This window comes from Sinorhizobium sp. M4_45, assembly GCF_002885915.1.
Lineage (GTDB): Bacteria > Pseudomonadota > Alphaproteobacteria > Rhizobiales > Rhizobiaceae > Sinorhizobium > Sinorhizobium meliloti_A.
The window spans coordinates 165,645-186,457 of the sequence record NZ_NWVE01000011.1; the positions used below are offsets into that span (position 1 = coordinate 165,645).

A 20,813-nucleotide genomic window follows, 5' to 3' on the forward strand; every position below is an offset into this window, starting at 1 on the left:
ACAAGGCGGCCCACAAGGTGTCGCGAGTGTTCGAATGGAATCGAGAAGGAACAGAACCGAGGAAAGATCGTCCGCCGCTCGAACCATGCCGAGGCTCGAGCGCAACATAAACGCCATCCTGAAGCGGCGCGAGGAAGACGAACGCGGGCGGAGGGCTCACGACAGGGTCGCCCAGGCGATCACGAACTTCGCAGGCTCCATGACTTTCGTCGGCTTGCACGTCCTGGCGTTCGGCGCCTGGATCGCTCTGAACCTCGGCCTGGTTCCCGGGATACCGGTGTTCGACCCGACCTTCGCCGTCCTCGCCATGGTTGCTTCGGTGGAGGCGATCTTCATTTCCACTTTCGTTCTGATCAGCCAGAACCGGATGGCCGAGAAGGACGACGAGCGCTCCGACCTCAATCTGCAGATTTCGCTCCTTGCCGAGCAGGAGGCGACGCAACTGCTCGCGCTTCTTCGTGAGATAGCCGGCCGGCTGGGCGTGAAGGTGGACGGTGAAGAGGACATCCGTGAACTCACCAAGGAGATCACCCCAGAAGAGGTCCTCAATCGGCTTGAGGACCAGAAGGTCCGGTCGGGCGATTAGAACCACGCCCGTTTGCCGCAGGAACAATCGGCCGGGCCCGTCATTTGACGACTGACAGCAAAAGGAGTCCGAGATGGAGGAGTCACAAGCTATTTCCCGTCCGCAACGCGCTTCCGACTATTCCGGTCGCCAGATGGACTGCATCGCCGCTCTGCGGCCGGCCGTGTCGGACCTGGCGGCGACATCACAGGAAAGCATCGTGGCGGCGATGGGCGGGGAGTTGACCGACGATCTGCTGGCGCTCGCCCATCGGGCCGAGGCGGCCGGTTGGACGTTCGAGGAGGCATCGGCGGCGATCGAGGAGCTTGCGCGCGAATATGAGGGCGCCAAAGGAACCATCTTCGATTGAAACCGGTTGAACCCGGCGATCTGCTTCCACGATAAGGAGATACAGGCCGTTGGCGAAACTCGGCGTTTTGACCTTCCACCGCTGCATCAATTATGGATCGTTCTGGCAGGCGCGATCTCTTGTCCACGGTCTTCGTTCGCTCGGCACCGACCCCATTGTCCTCGATCATCATTCCGCCCGCGTCACCCGGGCCGAGTGGCGTTGCGCGATGCAGCCGCTTCTGCCGGAGAGGACCCCGCGCGCCGACATTCCGCTCTACGCTTCCAAGATCAGAAAATTTCAGAGCGCCCTGGCTTCGGTGCCGATGAGTGCCCCCTTCGCACTAGACGACCCGGCCGGCGCCGAAGAATGCGACATCGTCGTCGTGGGCAGCGACGAGGTGTGGAACTTGCGGCACCCCTGGTACGGCGGTTGCTCGCTTTTCTACGGGGAAGGTCTCTCCGCCAAGAGAACCGTTTCCTACGCGGCGACGTTCGGAAACCACCCCGCGGCCGATGGCCTCGAACCATACTGGGCTGAAAGGCTGCGCAAATTCGATGGAATTTCCGTCCGCGACGACAATTCGAGGGCGATCATCGAAAAGGATGTGGGACGCGAGGCGACGCTCGTTCTCGACCCATGCCTGCAGTTCCCAGAGACGATTTCCTTCGGCCCCAATGCTCTGGCTTCACGCCCCTACATAGCCGTCTACGGACATTCGTTCCCGTCATGGTTTCAGCACACGATCCGCCATTGGGCGACGACGCACTCGCTGCCTCTCGTCAGCATAGGCTATCGCAACGAATGGGCGGACGAGCAGTGGCTCGATGCCGGGCCCTACGAGTTCGCCGCCTGCATGGCGGGTGCCGAGGCCGTCGCGACGAATTTCTTTCACGGCTGCGTCTTCTCCCTCCTCAACGCCAAGCCATTCGTCACGGTCCTTTCCGACTATCGTTCCAACAAGATCGCCGATCTCGCGCGCACCGCCGGCGCGGAACGGCACGTGGTATCGCAGGAGACGCCGCAAGCCGACTACGAGACACTTCTCGCGCAATCCCCGAGCCCGGCTGTCGCGCGAAGGCTCGCCGAACTCCGCCGGCAATCACGGATCTATCTGACAGATGTCCTCGCCTGAGCGACCCGCACCCGCCTCGGCCAGCGCCTCGCTCTCGCCGAGGCAGATGGCGAAATCCGGGCTCTGCATCGGTTGCGGCACGTGCATGGCGCAATCGAGCGGCAGCGCCGCGATGCGTCTCGACCGCTACGGCCAGCTCAAACCGGCCGCTGCACCTCGCCCCGACGGTTTCGCCGAGCTTTGCCCCTTTTCGCCCCACGCCCGAAGCGAAGACCAGATCGCCGAGGCGCGCTTCGGATCGGCGCGATTTTACGACCCGCGGATCGGCCGCTTCGAGGCAGCCTATGTCGGCCATGTCAGCGAGGGCAGCTTTCGAGCGGAGGGCAGTTCCGGCGGCATGGCCAGTTGGACCGCCGCGGAGCTTCTGAAGAGGAACCTGGTCGACGCGGTTGCGCATGTGGTTCCCTGTTCAGGCCCCGGCGAACGCCTGTTCCGGTATCAGGTCTCGCGGACCGCGGATGACCTGCGCAAGGGCGCCAAGTCGCGCTATTATCCGGTGGAGCTCTCCGGCGTCATCGCCGAAATGAAGCGGCATCCCGGCCGCTACGCAGTCGTCGGAATTCCCTGCTTCATCAAGGCGATCCATCTCCTCTGCCTCAACGACCCGGTGCTTGAGGAGCGCCTTGCCTTCACGCTCGGCCTGTTCTGCGGACACATGAAGAGCACCCGCTTCGTGGAAAGTTTCGCCTGGCAGATGGACACGGAAATGAACGCCGTCGCGGGCGTGGACTACCGCCTGAAGGATTCGGCAAGACCGGCAAACTGGTACACGGCCCATCTGCGGCTCAGGGACGGAAGCACGAGAAGCAAGGATTGGTGGCATCTGGTCGACGGCGACTGGGGAGCCGGGTTCTTCCAGAATTCCGCCTGCAATTTCTGCGATGACGTGGTTGCCGAAACGGCCGACATCTCCTTCGGCGACGCCTGGGTCGAACCCTATTCGTCCGACGGCCGCGGAACGAATGTGGTCGTCGTCCGCTCGCCCCTGCTGCAGACGCTCGTGGCCGAGGCGATCGACGCGGGAAGGCTCGACCTGAGCGCGGTCGACAGTGCCTTCGTCGTGGAGACGCAGGCTGCCGGTTTCAGGCAAAGACGGGAGGGGCTGGCCTTCCGGCTGGCCTGGCCGCGTTCCGGCATTCGACCGAGGAAACGCGTTGCGCCGAAGTGGAGGGGCTTGCCTGCACGGCGGATGCTGGTTTACTGGCTGCGCAGCGCGATCAGCGCAAACAGTCACCGTGTCTTCTGGCTTGCCAGAGCCCTGAACATGCCGGCCGCCTATCTGCGCTGGGCGTCGGCGATGCTCGCTCTCTACCAGGGCGTGACCTATTCACGCGGCTGGATCGGCAAGCTCGCCGATGCCATCGCGACGCCTTGGCGCAAGGGCTCGAAGGACGACGGGGCGGGCGCATAGCGCGCCGTCATTTCGGCACAGAATTCGGCAAATTCCTCCGGTACGAGGGGCGCGCTCGTGTGGTGCGGAGCGAGCCCCCGATGCTCGGGCGTGAAGCAGTAGGTAACGGTGACGTCGAAATCCTCGAGCGCCTCCATCTGGCGATCGAACCAGTCGAGCGCATTCGGCCGGAAGCGGTCGGCCCAGGAGAGCCCGGTGCGCAGATATGTGACGCCTAGGCGTTTCATCCAGGCGACGGCATCGTCGAGGCGCGGGTCCTCGAAATGGAACCATTGTACGAGCCCGATCTCCGGGGTGTGGCGGGCAAACTCCTCGAGCGCCAGTTTCGGCGTTCCGTCCTCGCGCAGAAGACCCATGTAGAAATGCCGGTAATAGGAAGAACCTTCGGCCTCCCGATGCCGCGTCGTCGCCGGCCAGGCCCGCGGCAGGTCGTAAAGGCTGTACCATTGGATCCGATCCGCCCGGCCCTTCAGGAGTTCGGCGGTTCGCTTCAGTCCCCAAAGCTGCACTTCCTCGGCGCCGAAGGTGGAGACGCCGACCTCGCTTACCCAGACCGGCAGTTCGGTGACGCTCTTCAGTTCATCGAGCTTCTGCGGCCATTCATGGATCTGCCAGAGGTTCCAGTCGAGCGGGAAACCATGGGCCGCGACGGCGTCGACATGGTCGAGCACGCCCTCCGATTTCATCAGAGCGAGGAAGTTCGGATCGATCGGCGAAATTCCGCCGAGCACGCGCGTGAGCCCGGGATTGACCTCCCGGATCGCAGCCGCGGCCAGCTTCGCCATATGGGCAAAGCGGCTCCAGTCCGGATCGATCTCCGGATCCCAATGCGACTTGTTGTTCGGCTCGTTCCAGATCATGGCGGCTTCGATCATGAGTACCTCCGAATTGCCGGAAACGCCGGCCGGCTCCCCGCATTTGCGGCACCGGGCGGACGCGGCCGGCCGGCTACGACACGTTTTCGTTCAACGTCAGGATTTTCGCGCCCCAATCGCCCATCACCAGCACCGAGACGGAGGCAGGGGCGATTTCGAAGCGCGGCCAGGCGTCGGCGGAAAGGCCTAGAATATGACAGACCAGGGTTTTGATGACGTCCGCGTGGCTGACCAGGGCGACCTTCTCCTGGCCGTGGCGCTGCGCAAGCGCCGCCACAAGTCCCACCGCCCGGCATTGCACGTCCAGCATCGTCTCCCCGCCCGGGGCACGCACGAGGCTTCGCATCGCGTTCCATCGCCGCCAGAGCGGGTCGGTATCGAGGACGTCGAAAGTCTTGCCCGACCAGTCGCCGAAATCCACCTCGTCGAGAGCTTCCGTGGTCGCGACCTCCGCGACTTCCGACGCCGCGGCGATCGCCGCGGCCGTTTCCTGCGTGCGCTTGCGCGGGCTCGCATAGATCGAGCCTATGCCTTCGCCGGCCAGACGGGCCGCGAGCCGCTGGGCCTGCTCGCGGCCCGCGGTGCCGAGCGGCACGTCGCCGGTCCGCCCGGCAAGAAAGCAGCCGACCCTGTCATGGGCGGCATGCCGCACCAGAAGGAAAGTGGTCGTCACTCGGCGGCCCCCAGGAGTGCGTCGGTATCGCCGGCGATGAATTCCTCGAGGCGTCTGCGCGCTTCGGCATCGGTGAACTGCCGCGGCGGCGACTTCATGAAGTAGCTCGAAGGGGCAATCAGCGGACCGGCGATGCCGCGGTCGATTGCGAGTTTGGCGCAGCGAACCGCATCGATGACGACTCCTGCGGAATTCGGCGAGTCCCAGACTTCGAGCTTCAGTTCCACGTTGAGGGGGACGTTGCCGAATGTCGTGCCCTCGACGCGAATATAGGCGAACTTGCGGTCGGCAAGCCAAGGGACGTGATCGCTCGGGCCCACGTGGATGTCGCCGGCCGCGAGCGGAATATCCATCTGGCTGACGACCGATTGGGTCTTGGAAATCTTCTTCGATTCGAGCCGTTCCCGCTCGAGCATGTTGAGAAAGTCGGTATTGCCGCCGAAATTGAGCTGGTAGGTCCGATCTATGCGCACCCCCCGGTCGCGAAAGAGGTTGGCAAGCAACCGATGCACGATGGTCGCGCCGACCTGGCTCTTTATGTCGTCGCCGATGAGCGGCAGGCCGCGCTCGGCGAATTTGCGCTGCCACGCCTTGTCCGAGGCGATGAAAACGGGAATGCAGTTGACGAAACCGCAGCCGGCGGCAAGCGCCTGCTCCGCATACCAGCGCGTGGCGACTTCGGAACCGACCGGAAGATAGGAGACGAGCACGTCCGTCTCGGTCCGCCGCAGGACCTCCGCGACGTCGGCGGCGGGCGCATCGGATTCCTCGATCTCCTCGCGCAGATAGCGGCCGATGCCGTCGAGCGTCCTGCCGCGCTCGACGAGCACGCCGGTGGCGGGAACATCCGCAAAGCGGAACGTGTTGTTGGGAGCGGCGAAGATGGCCTCCGCGACATCGCGCCCGACCTTCGAAGCGGTGACGTCGAAGGCCGCGGAGACCTCGATATCACCGACGTGGTATCCGCCGAGACTGGTATGCATCAGCCCCGGAACCGGCTCGTCCTCCTTCGCGTCGCGATAGAATGTCAGCCCTTGGACGAGGGAGGACGCGCAATTGCCGACGCCGACCAGCCCGACCCGAATGGAGTTCGATCGCATCTCACCACTACTCCTGCGCAGTATCTACAATGCTTGCCAAACCCGCGCGCAACCGATTGGTTCCTTCTTCTTTCTCCCGTTTCTCGCGCATCGCGGATCGAATTCAGCCGCAGCGCGTTGAAGGGGCGGACAGGAAAGTGAGCGAGACTTCATGCTCGTATATGGTGACGCAAAGCGCCTGGAGCGCGCCGACACGCTATGCGCAGAGATCGCCTCGCGCCTGCATACGGCCCAACACCAGCCGCCGGGCATCGCCCGCCACACCGAGCTCGTCGCCATCCTGCTCAGGGCCGGGGAACTGGTGCAGGGGCTTGCCGACCTGGAACTGGCGCGGATGGGAGCCGACGACATCTCCGCATCGCGCCAGACCGGCGAGTGCCTCCTCCTCGACCTTGCCGGGCTCGTCGCCCGGTCCTGGCGCCAGGGCTTCGCCGGCCCGGTGGTCGTGCCGGCCCGTGTCGCAAGGTCGCTGGCGGACAGCCAGGCACCGCTTTCCCTCAGCATTCGCGAGCCGGAAGGCTATGCCTTCTATGCTCTTTACCCGGAGAGCTATCTCGAGGCCGCGGCAGGTTCCGGGCTTGCTGCCGACACGGTGGTGATCGGCCTGCGCAGCATCGGGACCACGCTCTCGGCGATTGTCGCGGCTTCCATCGGTGCGGCGCCTCCCATCACACTGCGGCCGGTCGGCGATCCGTTCCGAAGGCGGCTTGCAGTCGCGCCGCAACTTGCGGAACGGCTGCTGCGCGACTGGGCGGCGGATTTCGCGATCGTGGACGAAGGACCCGGCCTTTCCGGCAGCTCGTTCGGATGCGTCGCGGATTGGCTGGAGGATCACGGCGTCAGCGCCAACCGCATTCACTTCTTCCCCGGCCACAAGGGCGGACTTGGGCCGCAATCCTGCGGCCGCCATCGCGAGCGCTGGGCGGAAAGGCCGCGCCATGTCATCGACGTCGACGATCTCCTGATCAAGCCGTCGCACTCTGCCCGCCACCTCGCCGATTGGGTCGCCCATCTCGTCGGCCCGCTCGAGAAGCCGCTCGAAGACGTCTCAGCCGGCCTATGGCGCAAGAAGCTTCCCGGCGATCGCTGGCCTCCCGCAGACGGCAGGTTCGAACGCCGGAAATTCCTGGCGCACACCGCCGGCGGCCCGTGGCTCGTCAAGTTTGCGGGACTCGGCGAAGCCGGGCAGCGCAAGCTCGTCAAGGCGCGTCTTCTTGCCGAGGCAGGCTTCACGCCACCGGTCGCCGGATTATGCCATGGCTTTCTGGTTCAGAAATGGGTTTCGGCGAAGCCGATGGCGCCGCCGGAATTCCGCCGGCCGGCCTTCATCGCCCATCTCGGCCGCTACCTGTCCTTCCGGGCGCACAGCCTGCCGCCGCCTGCGGCGCAAGGGGCATCCATGGCCAAACTTTGCGAGATGGCAGTGATCAACACCGAAGAGGCATTGGGCAGAGCGGCAGCGTCGCGGCTGAAGAGCCGCCTCGGCGATGCGGAACGATACGATTCGACGATCGTGCCGGTCGATACGGACAACCGGCTTCACCGGTGGGAATGGCTGGTCGCAGGAGAGCGACACATTCTCAAGACCGATGCGTTCGACCACAGCAGCGCCCATGACCTCGTCGGCTGTCAGGACATCGGCTGGGACATTGCGGGCGCGAGCATAGAATTCGACCTCACGGGCGAGGAGCGGGCGGCGCTGCGCGCGGCCGTATCCGAAGGCTGCTCGCGCATTCCGGATGCCGGGCTGCTGGAACTCTTCGAACTCTCCTATCTCGCCTTCCAGCTGGGCATGTGGATGTCGGCAAAGGCCGTGGCCACCCCCGATGAAGTCCCCCGGCTGGAGGCCGCAGCCGCCCGCTATGCAAGGTTCCTTCGGCGCCGGATCGAGGATTAGGATAGGAGCCGCAGCGGACGGCGCGCCGCCCTACCGCCCATAAATCCTGTCCAGCACATCCGCCACTGTGACCAGATATTCGTTGTCGGGATCGAAGCCCGCGCCTGCGGCCAGCCTCTCGGCCCAGCCCGCCGCCGCGCGTCCGCCCCAGGCATCGGGGGGAACCGCAAGCACCTCGCGCTGCGTGCCGCGATACCGTTCGGCCGTGAAGTCCAGATAAGAACCGTTGACGTTTCTCAGGCTGGCGCCGCCTTCGGTGCCATAGAAGTCGGCGCTGATCACCGCATCGCATCCGGCCTGCAAATGCCATGAGCATGCGATCCTGGCGAGAGCGCCGTTCGCCAGTTCGACCGTAGCGACGGCGTAATCCTCGACCTCGTCGCCGTCGCGGCGGATGGGCAGACCTTTGGCGAAGAGCCTGCTTTCCACGCGGGCGACGTCCGGGAACCCGAGGACCCAGAGAAGGAGGTCGACCAGGTGCACGCCGAGATCTATGACGCAGCCGCCGCCGGAAAGCGCCTTGTCGTAGAACCACGGCTTGCTCGGCCCGTAGGCATTGTGGAAGGTGAGGTCCACGGCGAACACGGTGCCGAGTTCGCCCGACGCGATCAGGTCGCGAATCTGCCGCATGCCGTCGGTGTAGCGATAGGAGAGATCGACGCTCAAAAGCCTGTCGACGTGCCGGGCGGTTTCGACCACCGCCGCGGTCTCGTCGCGCGTGCGGCCGAGCGGCTTCTGGCAGAAAACCGCCACGCCCTGCTCCAGTGCCACGATCGATTGGGCGGCGTGGAGCGCGCTCGGCGAGGCGATCACGATGCCGTCGAGCTCCTGGTCGAGCAGTGCCTCGAGCGAGTTCACGACGGAGGCCTCGGGGGTCAGCTCGCGGGCCGCCGCCGCCATTTCCGGCGAAGGATCGAAGATCGCGACGGTTTCGACGGATCCGGTTTCGACCACCGCCTTCATCCGGTGGAAGCCGATTCTTCCGACGCCGAGAAAGCCGACGCGGGGGCGAATGACGGCCTTCGGGCTCGTTGAAAGCTGCATTGCGTCACTCATGGCAGATCACCAGCGCTTTGATGAAACCTTCCGGCCGGTCGCGCGTCATGTCGAGCGCGGCGCCGAGTTCTTCGAGCGGAAACCGATGGGTGTAGAGCCGCGAGGGAGAAAAACCACCCGCTGCCGTCGCTTCGATCGCCTCGTTCATGCCGCGCATATAAACGGCGGGATCGCGTTCATGCGCGTTGATCACGTCCAGGCCGCGCCAGTTCCAGAGCTGCATGTTCACCTGCCGGGGGCCGTCCTGGTGGTAGCCTGCGACGACGAGCCTGCCGCGCTCCTTCGTCAGTTCGCCGGCAAGATCGAGCGGCCATTGCTTGCCGACCGCCTCGATGACGCAATCGCAGAAACGCCCGTCGGTCAGTTGCTTCACCTCTTCGATGATCCGCCAGTGATCGTCCATGGGAATCACTTCGCTTGCACCGGCCTGCTTGGCCGCGGCGAGCGAAGACGGCCTGCGCGATATCGCTATCACCCGCGCGCCGGCAGCGCTTGCGAGCTCGGTCAGAAGAATCCCGAGAAAGCCGATACCGACGATCGCCACAGTCTCTCCCGGACTGATCGCGCTGCGCCGGAAGATGTTGAAGGCACAGCCGAGCGGTTCGCCGGGAAAGGGCTGATCTGCAAGAGACGCCGGCAAGGGCGCGATCGCGCTCTGATCGGCGATGTCGTGCGTGGCATAGGCATGGTAGGAAAGTGCCGCCACGCGATCGCCCGGCGCGAAACCCTGCACGCCCTCGCCGACCGCGTCGACAATGCCCCAGCCCTCGTGTCCGAGCGCGCCGGGTTCCGTCGGAAACTGCATCCATTCCGGACCCGCCCAGGGAACGAGATTTGAGGCGCAGACGCCGCAGCCTTCGAGCCTGATCCGCACCTGGCCGCGACCCGGTTGCGGCAACGGCAACGTCTCTATGCGCACCGCGCCCGGCCCGGTGACGATAGCGGCGGACATCGTGTCCGTCCGCTGAGATATGCTGATGTTCATGTCAGCTCCTTCCCTCGGTGGCGACCTGTCCGGCAGCCCGAAAAGGGTGTCGCGAGGTCCGCCGGACCCGCCCCTGCCCCCGGCCCAAGAAAGCTCTGAGCAATGTTCAAGAGCCTCCCGCCCTTAACTTGATGTTGCAGCTTTTGTTCCTGATGCCCGCAGTTCGCGTGGAACACTCCCGCGAAAGAGAGGTTTGTACCTTGGCACGGGGCGACGCCCCCGGGGGATCAAAGAAGAACATCAAAGAAGAAGAAGTCAAAGAAGAAGGAACATTTGCGACGCACGTTTGTTGGAGGTTTGTCTCTATCTCTGATTGGTCATCATCAGGTGCATTATGACAAAAGTACTTGTTACCGGCGGCTGCGGCTTCATAGGGCGGCATGTTGTCGAAGAGCTTCTTTCAAGGAACTACGACCTGCGCGTCCTCGATGCGTTGAACGATCAGGTCCATGCGGATGCGCAGGTCACGCTGCCACCGGAAGTAGACATGCGGCGCGCCGACATATGCGACGCAGACGCGGTGAAAAGCGCGCTGAAGGACGTCGATCACGTCATTCATCTCGCCGCGGAAGTCGGCGTCGGCCAATCGATGTACGAGATTTCCCGCTATGTCGGCGTCAACGACCTGGGCACCGCCGTCCTGCTCGAGGCGATGATCGGCATGCCGATCCGGCGGATCGTCGTCGCCTCTTCCATGAGCGTTTACGGCGAAGGCTTGTACGAGACGACGGCCGGCGAGCGTCGTGCACATATCCGGCGATCCCCCGCCGAGATCAAAGCCGGTGCCTGGAACCCGTCCGGTCCTGCCGGCGAACGCCTGAGGCCAATCGCCACCGACGAGAACAAGCCGGTCGACCTCGCTTCCATCTACGCGCTCACCAAATATGCACAGGAGCGTCAGGTCCTTATATTCGGGGAAGCCTATGGGACGGACGCGGTGGCGCTGCGGCTCTTCAACGTCTACGGCGCCGGCCAGGCGCTTTCCAACCCTTATACGGGCGTGCTTGCCAACTTCGCCTCCCGCCTTGCCAACGCGCAATCGCCGATGGTCTTCGAGGACGGCCGGCAGAAACGCGACTTCGTGCATGTCCGCGATGTGGCGCGTGCCTTCCGGCTGGCGCTCGAACAGCCGCACGCCGCCGGCCACGTCATCAATATAGGCAGCGGCAACGCCTACGCCATTGCGGACATCGCCTCGCTGCTTGCCGAAGCGATGGATGTACCGGAGATCGAGCCGGAGATCATGAACAAGGCCCGCTCAGGCGATATCCGCAATTGCTTCGCCGATATCGCCAAGGCACGCGACCTTCTCGGCTTCGAACCGGCCCACCGGCTCGAGGATTCTCTTGCGGACTTCGCCCAATGGGTCCGCAGCGCCGGCGCGATCGACCGCGGCGCCGAGATGAAACGCCATCTGGAAGCACGGGGGCTGGTCCTATGAGCGGCCGGACGGTCGGTACGGACCGGCATCTGGCGGCGCCCGCTCTTTCCGGCAAGACGGCGCCGATCCTGGTCGTTGGCGGCAGCGGCTTTCTCGGCAGCAATCTGGCCGACAGCTTTCTGCGCGACGGCGAGCACGTGATCGTTCTCGACAATCTCAGCCGTCCCGGCGTCGAGCGAAACCTCGAATGGCTGGTGGACGGCCACGGCCGTGCCGTCGAGGCATTGATCGCGGATATCCGCGACCTCGGCGCGATCGAACCCGCCTTCAGAGAAGCCAAGGCAGTGTTTCACTTTGCGGCCCAGACGGCGGTTACCACCAGCCTCGAGCAGCCGACGGACGATTTCGAGACGAATGCCCGCGGCACGCTCAACGTGCTCGAAGCCGCACGCCTGGCCGGGCGCCGTGCGCCCGTCATCTTCGCCAGCACAAACAAGGTCTATGGCGCGCTCGGGCACATGGCGATGCAGGAGATGCGGGGCCGTTACATGCCGGCCGACGAGGCGACACGCGAGCATGGCGTCGGCGAGGCCCAACCGCTGGATTTCTGTACGCCCTACGGCTGCTCGAAGGGCGTCGCCGACCAGTATGTGCTGGATTATGCCCGCTCCTTTGGCTTGCCGACGGCCGTGCTCAGGATGAGCTGCGTCTATGGGCCGAGGCAGTTCGGCACCGAAGACCAGGGCTGGGTCGCCCATTTCCTCATTCGCGCACTCGCCGGCGAGCCTGTTTCGATCTATGGCGACGGCAAGCAGGTCCGCGACATTCTTCATGTCACCGATGCGGTCGCGGCCTATAGGGCGCTCCTGAATTCGATCGACCGCCTGAAGGGGCGCGCTTTCAATCTTGGAGGCGGACCCGCCAATGCCGTCAGCATTATGGACGTGCTGAGCGAGATCGAGCTTTTGACCGGCCGCACGCTCTCGAAGGCAAAAAGCGATTGGCGCGCAGGCGACCAATTGTACTTCGTCGCCGATACGCGCGCGATCGCCGATGCGCTTGGCTGGAAGGCCGCAATGCCCTGGCGCGAGGGCTTGCGCGACCTCTACGCCTGGCTTCACGACGATCGGGGTGCGGTCAGCAGGATCCGGCGCCAACCGCGGAGGGTCACCGCATGAGCCTTCCCGCCGTTTCCGCCGCTCGATTTGACGGCCGCCGCAGGGCCCCGGGCCCACTGCCGCGGCGGGTGTTGATGACCGTCGATGCCGTCGGCGGCGTCTGGCGCTATGCGATGGATCTCGCCGCGGCCATGCGCGATTGCGGCGTGGAGCCGCTGATCGTCGGCCTCGGCCCGCAACCTTCCCCGGAGCAACGGCGCGAGGCAAACGGCATCGGCCGGCTCGAATGGACGGCTCAGCCGCTCGACTGGATGGTCGAAGACGAGAGCGAGCTCGACCGCGTGCCGCACCTCCTGTCCGAACTCGCGCTCAGGCATTCCGTCGATCTCCTCCATTTCAACCTGCCGTCCCAGGCGGCGCGAATGACGGCGGAACTACCGCTCGTCACCATGTCGCATTCCTGCGTCGCCTCCTGGTTCGCTGCGGTGCGCGGGTCCGGTTTGCCGGAAGCCTGGGCCTGGCAGAAGCGATTGAACCGGTTGGGATTCGACCGCGCCGACCTGGTGCTCGCGCCGAGCCGAAGCCATGCCGCGACCCTGACGCGCACTTACGGCGCAATCCCCGATCTCGCAGTCGTCTACAATGCGAGCCGGAATGCATGCTCCGTCAGCACCAAGGAAAACTTCGTCTTTGCCGCCGGTCGCTGGTGGGACGAAGGCAAGAACGGCGCCGTGCTCGACAGGGCCGCCGCCGACATAGGCTGGCCGGTCGTGATGGCCGGCGCCTGCGAAGGCCCTAACGGGCAGCACCTGGCGATCATGCATGCCGATCACGAAGGTGAACTCAGCCACGACCGGACGATGAGGCTGATGTCGAAGGCCGCTATCGTCGTCTCTCCATCGGTCTATGAACCCTTCGGCCTGGTGGCGCTGGAAGCCGCGCGTGCGGGCGCCGCACTGGTCCTCGCCGACATCGAAACCTATCGCGAGCTCTGGGAGGGCGTCGCCCTGTTCGCCGACCCCGGTGATCCCGCCGCCTTCGCCGAAGCCGTCAACCGGCTGACGGAGGATGAAGGGCTCAGGGCCGACCTTGGCCGGCGGGCGCAGCTGCGCTCAGCCGATTTCACGGTCGAGGCTCAGCGCGACGCGGTGCTCGCCGCCTACCGGCGGGTGATGAGCGGGTCCGATCAATTGACGGCAGCGGAGTGAGCGGATGCGATTTCTCTTCTACACCCACTCATTGGTGTCCGACTGGAACCACGGCAATGCGCATTTTCTGCGCGGTGTCATGCGCGAACTCATCCGGCGAGGCCACGAGGCCGTAGCGCTCGAGCCCGGCGATTCCTGGAGCCGGCTCAATCTCGTCGCAGATCAGGGTAACGGAGCGATCGCTGCCTTCCGCAAGACCTTCCCCGATTTGAGGGTCGGTATCTACGGTTCCGATTTCGAGCATGAAGCGGCGGCCTGCGAGGCCGACATGGTCATCGTGCATGAGTGGACCGATCCCGCCCTCGTCGCCGAGCTCGGCCGTATTCGCCTGAAGGGCGGCCGCTTCACGCTCGCTTTCCACGATACCCATCACCGCGCCGTCAGCGCCGAGCGGGACATCGCCCGGCTCGACCTTTCCGGATACGACTTCGTTCTGGCCTTCGGTGAGGCGCTGCGGGAGCGTTATCTGCAGGCGGGCTGGGGAAGGCATGTCCATACCTGGCACGAGGCTGCGGATACTTCGCTGTTCCACCCGATGCCGGACGTGGAAAAGCGGGGCGAGCTCATCTGGATCGGCAATTGGGGCGACGACGAGCGCAGCAGCGAGATCATGTCCTTCCTGGTCGAACCGGCGAAAAAGCTGAAGCTCAGGACCACCGTCCGCGGCGTGCGATATCCCGAGACCGCGCTCAGGGCTTTACGGTCCGCGAAAATCGACTATGGCGGCTGGCTCGCCAATGCCGCTGTTCCGCGGGCTTTCGCCGAGCATCGGGTCACCGTGCACATTCCGCGCCGGCCTTATGTCGAGGCCCTGCCGGGCATACCGACGATCCGCGTCTTCGAGGCGCTTGCCTGCGGCATTCCGCTGATTTCGGCGCCTTGGACCGATGCCGAAGGACTTTTCCGGCCGGGCAGGGATTTTTGCATTGCCAAGGACGGCAAGGAGATGACGCGCCTTCTGCGCCAGTTGCTCGCCGAACCGGACTTCGCCGCGGAGATGACCGCCGCCGGGTTGGAGACGATCCGGGCGCGCCACACATGCAGCCATCGCGTCGACGAGCTGCTCGCCATCGTGGCCTCCTACAGGCCGCGCTCCGGCGCGCGACAGATCATTTCGGAGGAGGTCGAGGTATGAGGCTGGCATTTTACGGATCGAGTCTCGTTTCGGCCTACTGGAACGGCGCGGCCACCTACTATCGCGGCCTGCTCCGGGCGCTTGCCGAACGGGGATATCAAATCACCTTCTACGAGCCCGATGTCTACGATCGGCAAAAGCACCGCGATATCGATCCGCCCTCTTGGTGCAGGGTCGTCGTCTATGACGGGACCGTCGAGGCGTTGAAGCGAGTGGCGCGGGAAGCAGCCAAAGCGGACATCGTCGTCAAGGCAAGCGGCGTCGGCTTCGAGGACGACCTGCTGCTCGCCGAGGTGATGGCCGCGGCGGACCCGGCGGCGCTGAAAATCTTCTGGGATGTCGATGCACCCGCCACTCTGGCCGATCTCAGGGCCGCGCCCGACCACCCGCTTCGCCGCGCGCTTTCCTCCCTGGATCTCGTGCTGACCTATGGCGGCGGCGATCCCGTGGTCGAAGCCTATCGCGCGCTGGGCGCCCGCGATTGCGTTCCGATCTACAATGCCGTCGATCCCGAGACACACCACCCGGTGCCGCCGGATCCGCGCTTTGCCGCCGATCTCGCCTTTCTCGGCAACCGCCTGCCGGACCGGGAGGAGCGCGTGGAGGCCTTCTTCCTCGAGCCGGCGCAAAAGCTCTGGCAAGGGCGTTTCCTGCTCGGCGGATCCGGATGGCACGATAAGTCTCTGTCCCCGAATGTCGCCTATATCGGGCACGTACCGACCGCCGACCACAATGCCTTCAACACGACGCCGAATGCCGTCCTGAATATTTCACGCGCCAGCATGGCCGAAAACGGCTTCTCGCCGGCAACCCGCGTCTTCGAGGCCGCGGGCGCCGGCGCCTGCCTGATCACCGACTACTGGGAGGGCATCGAGCTCTTCCTGAAACCCGGAGAAGAAGTGCTGGTCGCCAGAGACGGCCGCGACGTCGCCGAACTGATGCAGCAGCTGACGGCGGCCGGCGCCCGTGAGATCGGCGAGCGGGCGCTCCGCCGCGTTCTCGCCGAGCATACCTATGCGCATCGTGCCGAGGAGGTGGACCGCGTCCTGCGGCAGGCGCGCCGCATGGAGGCTGCCGAATGAAGCGACCGCTCGACATCGTCATTCTCGGTCTCTCGCTGTCCTCCTCGTGGGGCAACGGTCATGCGACGACCTATCGCGCTTTGCTTCGCGCGCTCGACGCTGCCGGGCACAAGGTGACGTTCCTGGAACGGGACGTGCCCTGGTATGCGAGCAACCGCGATCTGGCCGCGCCGGATTTCTGCGACCTCGTGTTCTACTCGAACCCGGACGAACTCGTCTCCAGGCATGCGCACCGGCTGGCCGGCGCGGATGCCGTCGTCATCGGCTCCTACGTGCCTGATGGCGTGGAGGTCATCGACGCGGTTGCGGATCTCGCACCGAAACGTCTGTTCTTCTACGACATCGACACGCCTGTGACGCTCGCCAAGCTCGAGCGCGGCGACGAGGAGTTTCTGGCGCGAAGACAGGTTGCGGCCTTTGACATTTATTTTTCCTTCTCCGGCGGCAGAACGCTCGACCGGCTGCGGGACGAGTTCGCGGCGCGGCGGCCGGTGCCCCTCTATTGCGCCGTCGACCTCGACGCCTATCGCGATACCGGTGCGGCCACCGAGTGGGACCTCGGCTATCTCGGCACCTTCAGCCACGACAGGCAACCCGCGCTCGAACGCCTGTTGATCGAGCCGGCGCGGCGCTTGCCGCACATGCGCTTCGTCGTGGCCGGGCCGAGCTATCCTGAGGACATCGACTGGCCGGAAAACGTCGCGCGCATCGAACATCTGCCGCCCGGCCAACATGCCGAGTTCTACAGCCGCCAGCGATTCACCCTGAACGTAACGCGGGCCGACATGGTGGCCGCCGGCTGGTCCCCGAGCGTTCGCCTCTTCGAGGCCGCCGCGTGCCGCACGCCACTCATCAGCGACTGGTGGGAGGGGATCGAAAGCTTCTTCCCGGCCGGCGAGGCCGTGATCATCGCGCGAAACAGCAGCGATGTCGTCACGGCATTGACGCGGCTCGACGAAGAACAACGCAAAGCACTTGCCGATTGCGCCTATCGACGCGTCGCCGCCGCGCACAGTTCCGCGGCGCGCGCACGGACCTTTGTCGAGGCAATCGAAAGCGTCGCCGCCAGGGCCGGTCTCGCCACAAGGCGTTCCGAGCGGCGGCTTCCGGTTTAACCCGAAAGGAGAACGGCCGATGGCTAAAAGAAACAAAGCAAGCCGAGGAAAGATCATCCTGGTTGCCGGCGGCGCCGGCTTTGTCGGGTCGCACCTTTGTACAGCACTTCTAGGCTCCGGCAACCGGGTGATCTGCCTCGACAGCTATCTCACCGGCTCCCCTGCCAATCTCGTCGGCCTGCAGGACGACCCCTATTTCGCAATGGTTGAACAGGACGTCTGCGAGGAAATCGACATAGATGAACCGATCGACCAGATCTACAATCTGGCCTGCCCCGCCTCGCCGCCCTCCTACCAGGCCGATCCCATCCACACGATGATGACAAGCGTGACCGGGACGGGAAACCTCCTCCGGCTTGCCGAAAGGCACGGGGCCACGTTGCTGCAGGCCTCCACGAGCGAGATCTACGGCGATCCCGAGGAGCATCCGCAGCAGGAGAACTACTGGGGCCACGTCAATTGCACCGGGCCGCGGGCCTGCTACGACGAAGGCAAACGCGCGGCCGAAGCCCTCTGCTTCGACAGTCTGAGGGCGGGAAGCGTCGACACGCGGGTCGCCCGCATCTTCAATACCTACGGTCCGCATATGCGCCCCAATGACGGCCGGATCGTATCGAACTTCATCGTCCAGGCGCTGAGGAACGAGCCGCTCACCGTTTACGGCAGTGGCGAGCAGACGCGCTCCTTCTGCTACGTGTCCGATCTCGTGGACGGACTGATCCGGCTGATGAACCGCGAGGAGAATCCTGCCGTGCCGGTGAACCTCGGCAATCCCGGAGAATTCACCGTCATCGAACTGGCGGAACTGGTCCTCTCCAGGATCGAGACGGCCTCGACGATCGTCCATGAGCCGCTGCCGGCGGACGATCCGCAGCGTCGCCGTCCCGATATCGCGCGCGCCAGGAAGCTTCTCGGCTGGGAGCCGAAAGTTCCTCTGGAGGACGGGTTGACCCATACGATCGCCTGGTTCCAGAGCGCACTTGCCGAAAGCCGCGCTGAACGCCGGTCCGGCCGCACCCGGCGCCGGCCGCAACTTTCCGTCGTCACTCAGGATCTGTGATCATGGTTCAGCAGACGAAAGACCGAACGGTCATCGCGCAAGAGATTGCGGCGCTCGGTCCCTGGTTCCACAACATGCGGATCGGAGGCATCGAGACGGCGCCCGGTCACTTCCTAGGCGACTATCCCGCGGTGAAATGGAAGGCCTTCAGGCATGTGGTGCCGGAGGACCTCGAAGGAAGGAGCGTCCTCGACATCGGCTGCAATGCAGGGTTCTACGCGCAGGAGATGAAACGCCGCAATGCCGGACGCGTACTCGGCATCGACTCGGACCCGCACTATCTGCGGCAGGCGAAGTTTGCCGCGGAGCAAGCGGGGGTCGACATCGAGTACAGGCTGATGTCGGTCTACGACGCAGCACGGCTGCGCGAGAGATTCGATCTGGTCATCTTCATGGGCGTTCTCTATCACCTGCGCCATCCGCTGCTGGCACTCGACCTCCTCTACGAGCATGTCGTCGGCGACCAGATGCTCTTCCAGTGTATGCAGCGCGGGTCGGAATCCGTGGCAACTCTCAAGGGTGATTACGATTTCCGGGAGTGGGAGATCTTCGACCGGCCCGACTATCCGAAGCTGTTCTTCGTGGAACACCGCTTCGCGGATGACCCCACCAACTGGTTCATCCCCAACCGCGCCGGCGTCGAAGCGATGCTGCGAAGCGCCGGCTTCGTCATCGAAGCCAATCCCGAGCGGGAAGTCTATCTCCTGCGGCGCGGCGAGCGCCCGTATCTGGACGAGCCGACCTTGAGGATCCTCGGAAATTCAGCAGATATCGGGAACTAGTGGCTGCGGCGAACCTCCGGCCTGCAGGCCAGAGGGGCAATTCACCGTCGCCTTGGCGTTGACGGTCCGTCGCTCACGGACCTCATCCGAAGCGGCGCAGCTGCGCAGCTTCCTTCTCGAGCAGGTCGGCGACTTCCTGAAGCGTCATGTGCGTCACGCAGAGATGAATCGCACATTCGAGAAAGCGCGTCGACGAGCGCCGCAAATACATGGCTTCTTCGCGAGCGGCGAGTTCCGATAGAGGATCTTTCGATGGGCGTCGGCGGTCAGGCATTTGGAGACTCCTTCGATTCGCTTGTTTGAAGAACCGCTTTCACGGCGAGAGAAGCCCGCCGGCGTAGATCAAGGCGCCTATCACGACGGCCATGGCTATGATGGCCAGGCTCAGCCCCAGCCGTTGCCTGTTCGGTGCGGCGGTCTCCGCCGCTGCAAGCGGCCGCATCGCGTCGTTGTACTCGGTAGAGGTATCGGCCGGCCTCCCCGCGGCCTGCCCGGCCCTGGCGTTTCGAACCGCTTCACTGCCGGGCGGCATACCGCCTGCTTCGTCGTCGGTCTCGAGCGGCGCCGCCGCGGGGTCGAAGCCGCGCCTCTTGTCGCCCGTCCTTCCATGCTGGATGTCGCCGCGCACCTGCGCAGAATTGCTTGCCGGCTTGGACATGGTCGCTCCTTTCCGCTTCGCGACTCAACCGGCTTTCAGGATATTTGTTCCCTGCTCCTCCGCGGCGTCGGGGCTGACGTGATCGTCGCCTTCCGCTACGGCGATGCGAAGCGTTCCGGACGAAATGTGGCGAGCATCGGATGCTCAGCACCGGTTGCGATCTCATAAGCCAGAAGCTCACCAACGATAAGGCCAAGCGTCGCACCGCTGTGGCTGAAGGCGACGTAGTAGCCGGGAATGGCCTTGAGCGCTCCCAGCACCGGTTCGCCGTCGCCTGGGATGGGTTTGCCGCCAACGCCGATGGAGGCGATCTCGAGCTTCGGATTCCCCTCCATCACCTTTGACGCCTCGGCCAGGAGGGCATCTACGACCGCCGCATCGATGTCGCGACAACCGTCCTCGTGCATCTTCACGCCTTCATCCGCCGCCCAATCGGCATCCAGCGAGAAGGTGCCGCCCGGCGCGGGGCGGACGGCGACACGCGGCGTGTTCAAGACGGCGCGCAAAGGATGGGCAAGCGGCTTCGTTCGCACCAGAAGCGCGACCGGCGTTGCATCGTCGATGGTCTCGCCGGCTTGCTCCACCATCTTCGGCACGGCTGAGCCGGTGGCCAGCAGAACGGCATCCCCCAGGAAGCGATTGCCCGCGGCCGTTTCGGTGCCGACCGCCCTACCGCCTTCGACAACAACCCTTGCCGCACCCTCATCGGTCACGAGCGTGCCGCCGAGCTTGGCAAACTCTTCGATAAGCAGGTTGATCAGGATCGGCAGATCGACCCACCCTTCACCCGGATTGAAGATCGCGCCCTGAGGCGTGATCGCGCGCGCGTCGAGACCTGGCGTCACTGCCGCGACTTCGCCCGGCGCGAGGCGCTTTGCATCATAGCCGAGCGAGACTTCATGGCGATAGGCTGCGTCGATGCCGTTGCTCGAGTCATCGGCATCCCAGGTCAGGCCACCGTCGAAGCGAAGCCAGTCCGCATCGGGGAAGCGAGCCGAGAGCGTGCGGTAGCGATCGATGCCCGCCATGCGCAGCCGGTGATAGGGTTCGGAGCGAATACGCGACGAGTTCAACCAGGAGAGCGACCGGCCGGAAGCGCCGCCGGCCGGCGGGCCATCGTTCAGGATGGTCACGCGAATGCCCCGCCGGGCAAGCTGCACGCCCGTTGAGACGCCGAAAATGCCGGCCCCGATGATGATCGCCGAAGTGATGATGTTATCCGTCATGG

Annotated in this window: 21 protein-coding genes; 13 read left to right on the top strand and 8 right to left on the bottom strand. The window is 64.8% G+C overall.

All coding sequences use genetic code 11. From position 1 onward, the window contains the following. Positions 1–34: 34 nt before the first annotated feature. From CN933_RS26035 to CN933_RS26050, 4 genes are all read left to right on the top strand, one after another. Positions 35–586, top strand: coding sequence for a DUF1003 domain-containing protein (locus tag CN933_RS26035; protein ID WP_018098004.1), 552 nt, complete (start codon positions 35–37; stop codon positions 584–586). A gap of 73 nt (positions 587–659) precedes the next feature. Beyond that, complete coding sequence (locus CN933_RS26040) at positions 660–935, top strand: hypothetical protein (protein WP_102762863.1); 276 nt, start codon at positions 660–662, stop codon at positions 933–935. A gap of 49 nt (positions 936–984) precedes the next feature. After that, entirely contained in the window at positions 985–2,049 is a 1,065-nt protein-coding gene (locus tag CN933_RS26045) for a polysaccharide pyruvyl transferase family protein (RefSeq protein ID WP_102762864.1), read from the top strand. Next, a complete protein-coding gene (locus tag CN933_RS26050; RefSeq protein WP_180980822.1) occupies positions 2,036–3,460 on the top strand; it encodes a Coenzyme F420 hydrogenase/dehydrogenase, beta subunit C-terminal domain in 1,425 nt (474 codons plus the stop codon). The genes CN933_RS26045 and CN933_RS26050 overlap by 14 nt, the downstream gene beginning before the upstream one ends. Here the strand turns inward: CN933_RS26050 and CN933_RS26055 are convergent. The 3 genes from CN933_RS26055 to CN933_RS26065 form a co-directional block, all read right to left on the bottom strand. Then, entirely contained in the window at positions 3,373–4,335 is a 963-nt protein-coding gene (locus CN933_RS26055; protein ID WP_018098008.1) for a glycoside hydrolase 5 family protein, read from the bottom strand. The two genes, CN933_RS26050 and CN933_RS26055, sit on opposite strands and share 88 nt — an antisense overlap. Positions 4,336–4,408: 73 nt before the next feature. Continuing rightward, on the bottom strand, positions 4,409–5,008 hold the full coding sequence (locus tag CN933_RS26060) for a histidine phosphatase family protein (RefSeq protein WP_102762866.1): 600 nt from the start codon (positions 5,006–5,008) through the stop codon (positions 4,409–4,411). Beyond that, the gene (locus CN933_RS26065) at positions 5,005–6,108 is read right to left on the bottom strand and encodes an inositol-3-phosphate synthase (protein ID WP_102762867.1); all 1,104 of its coding nucleotides are present in this window, start codon (positions 6,106–6,108) and stop codon (positions 5,005–5,007) included. Before CN933_RS26065 ends, CN933_RS26060 begins: the two co-directional genes overlap by 4 nt. Before the next feature lie 151 nt (positions 6,109–6,259). Here CN933_RS26065 and CN933_RS26070 point away from each other — a divergent pair, with 151 nt between their 5' ends. After that, positions 6,260–8,005 carry a protein kinase family protein gene (locus CN933_RS26070; protein ID WP_102762868.1) on the top strand — a complete coding sequence of 582 codons (1,746 nt, stop codon included), beginning with the start codon at positions 6,260–6,262 and terminating at the stop codon, positions 8,003–8,005. Positions 8,006–8,035: 30 nt separating this feature from the next. Here CN933_RS26070 and CN933_RS26075 read toward each other — a convergent pair whose 3' ends face one another. Continuing rightward, complete coding sequence (locus CN933_RS26075) at positions 8,036–9,061, bottom strand: Gfo/Idh/MocA family protein (protein ID WP_102762869.1); 1,026 nt, start codon at positions 9,059–9,061, stop codon at positions 8,036–8,038. Further along, the gene (locus CN933_RS26080) at positions 9,054–10,046 is read right to left on the bottom strand and encodes an MDR/zinc-dependent alcohol dehydrogenase-like family protein (RefSeq protein WP_102762870.1); all 993 of its coding nucleotides are present in this window, start codon (positions 10,044–10,046) and stop codon (positions 9,054–9,056) included. The genes CN933_RS26075 and CN933_RS26080 overlap by 8 nt, the downstream gene beginning before the upstream one ends. A gap of 334 nt (positions 10,047–10,380) precedes the next feature. Between CN933_RS26080 and CN933_RS26085 the strand changes: the two genes are divergently transcribed. The 8 genes from CN933_RS26085 to CN933_RS26120 are packed head-to-tail and all read left to right on the top strand — an operon-like array spanning position 10,381 to position 18,927. Beyond that, positions 10,381–11,487: an NAD-dependent epimerase/dehydratase family protein gene (locus CN933_RS26085; RefSeq protein ID WP_102762871.1), complete on the top strand. Its 1,107-nt coding sequence runs from the start codon at positions 10,381–10,383 to the stop codon at positions 11,485–11,487. Continuing rightward, complete coding sequence (locus CN933_RS26090; protein WP_102762872.1) at positions 11,484–12,605, top strand: NAD-dependent epimerase/dehydratase family protein; 1,122 nt, start codon at positions 11,484–11,486, stop codon at positions 12,603–12,605. The genes CN933_RS26085 and CN933_RS26090 overlap by 4 nt, the downstream gene beginning before the upstream one ends. After that, entirely contained in the window at positions 12,602–13,753 is a 1,152-nt protein-coding gene (locus CN933_RS26095) for a glycosyltransferase family 4 protein (protein ID WP_102762873.1), read from the top strand. Before CN933_RS26090 ends, CN933_RS26095 begins: the two co-directional genes overlap by 4 nt. A 4-nt stretch (positions 13,754–13,757) precedes the next feature. After that, the gene (locus CN933_RS26100; protein WP_102762874.1) at positions 13,758–14,888 is read left to right on the top strand and encodes a CgeB family protein; all 1,131 of its coding nucleotides are present in this window, start codon (positions 13,758–13,760) and stop codon (positions 14,886–14,888) included. Further along, a complete protein-coding gene (locus CN933_RS26105) occupies positions 14,885–15,970 on the top strand; it encodes a CgeB family protein (protein ID WP_102762875.1) in 1,086 nt (361 codons plus the stop codon). Before CN933_RS26100 ends, CN933_RS26105 begins: the two co-directional genes overlap by 4 nt. Then, entirely contained in the window at positions 15,967–17,085 is a 1,119-nt protein-coding gene (locus tag CN933_RS26110) for a CgeB family protein (RefSeq protein WP_018098019.1), read from the top strand. Before CN933_RS26105 ends, CN933_RS26110 begins: the two co-directional genes overlap by 4 nt. Positions 17,086–17,104: 19 nt before the next feature. After that, a complete protein-coding gene (locus tag CN933_RS26115) occupies positions 17,105–18,145 on the top strand; it encodes a UDP-glucuronic acid decarboxylase family protein (RefSeq protein WP_102762876.1) in 1,041 nt (346 codons plus the stop codon). Positions 18,146–18,147: 2 nt separating this feature from the next. Next, a complete protein-coding gene (locus CN933_RS26120; protein ID WP_026168915.1) occupies positions 18,148–18,927 on the top strand; it encodes a TIGR04290 family methyltransferase in 780 nt (259 codons plus the stop codon). Positions 18,928–19,009: 82 nt separating this feature from the next. On the opposite strand, the gene CN933_RS26125 is transcribed toward CN933_RS26120, so the two are convergent. From CN933_RS26125 to CN933_RS26135, 3 genes are all read right to left on the bottom strand, one after another. Further along, complete coding sequence (locus tag CN933_RS26125; protein ID WP_033046178.1) at positions 19,010–19,201, bottom strand: hypothetical protein; 192 nt, start codon at positions 19,199–19,201, stop codon at positions 19,010–19,012. A gap of 39 nt (positions 19,202–19,240) precedes the next feature. Further along, positions 19,241–19,585, bottom strand: coding sequence for a hypothetical protein (locus CN933_RS26130; RefSeq protein WP_018098023.1), 345 nt, complete (start codon positions 19,583–19,585; stop codon positions 19,241–19,243). 95 nt (positions 19,586–19,680) lie between these two features. After that, positions 19,681–20,811 (bottom strand): NAD(P)/FAD-dependent oxidoreductase, encoded by a 1,131-nt coding sequence (locus CN933_RS26135; protein WP_018098024.1) that lies wholly within the window; start codon positions 20,809–20,811, stop codon positions 19,681–19,683. Positions 20,812–20,813: the final 2 nt, after the last annotated feature.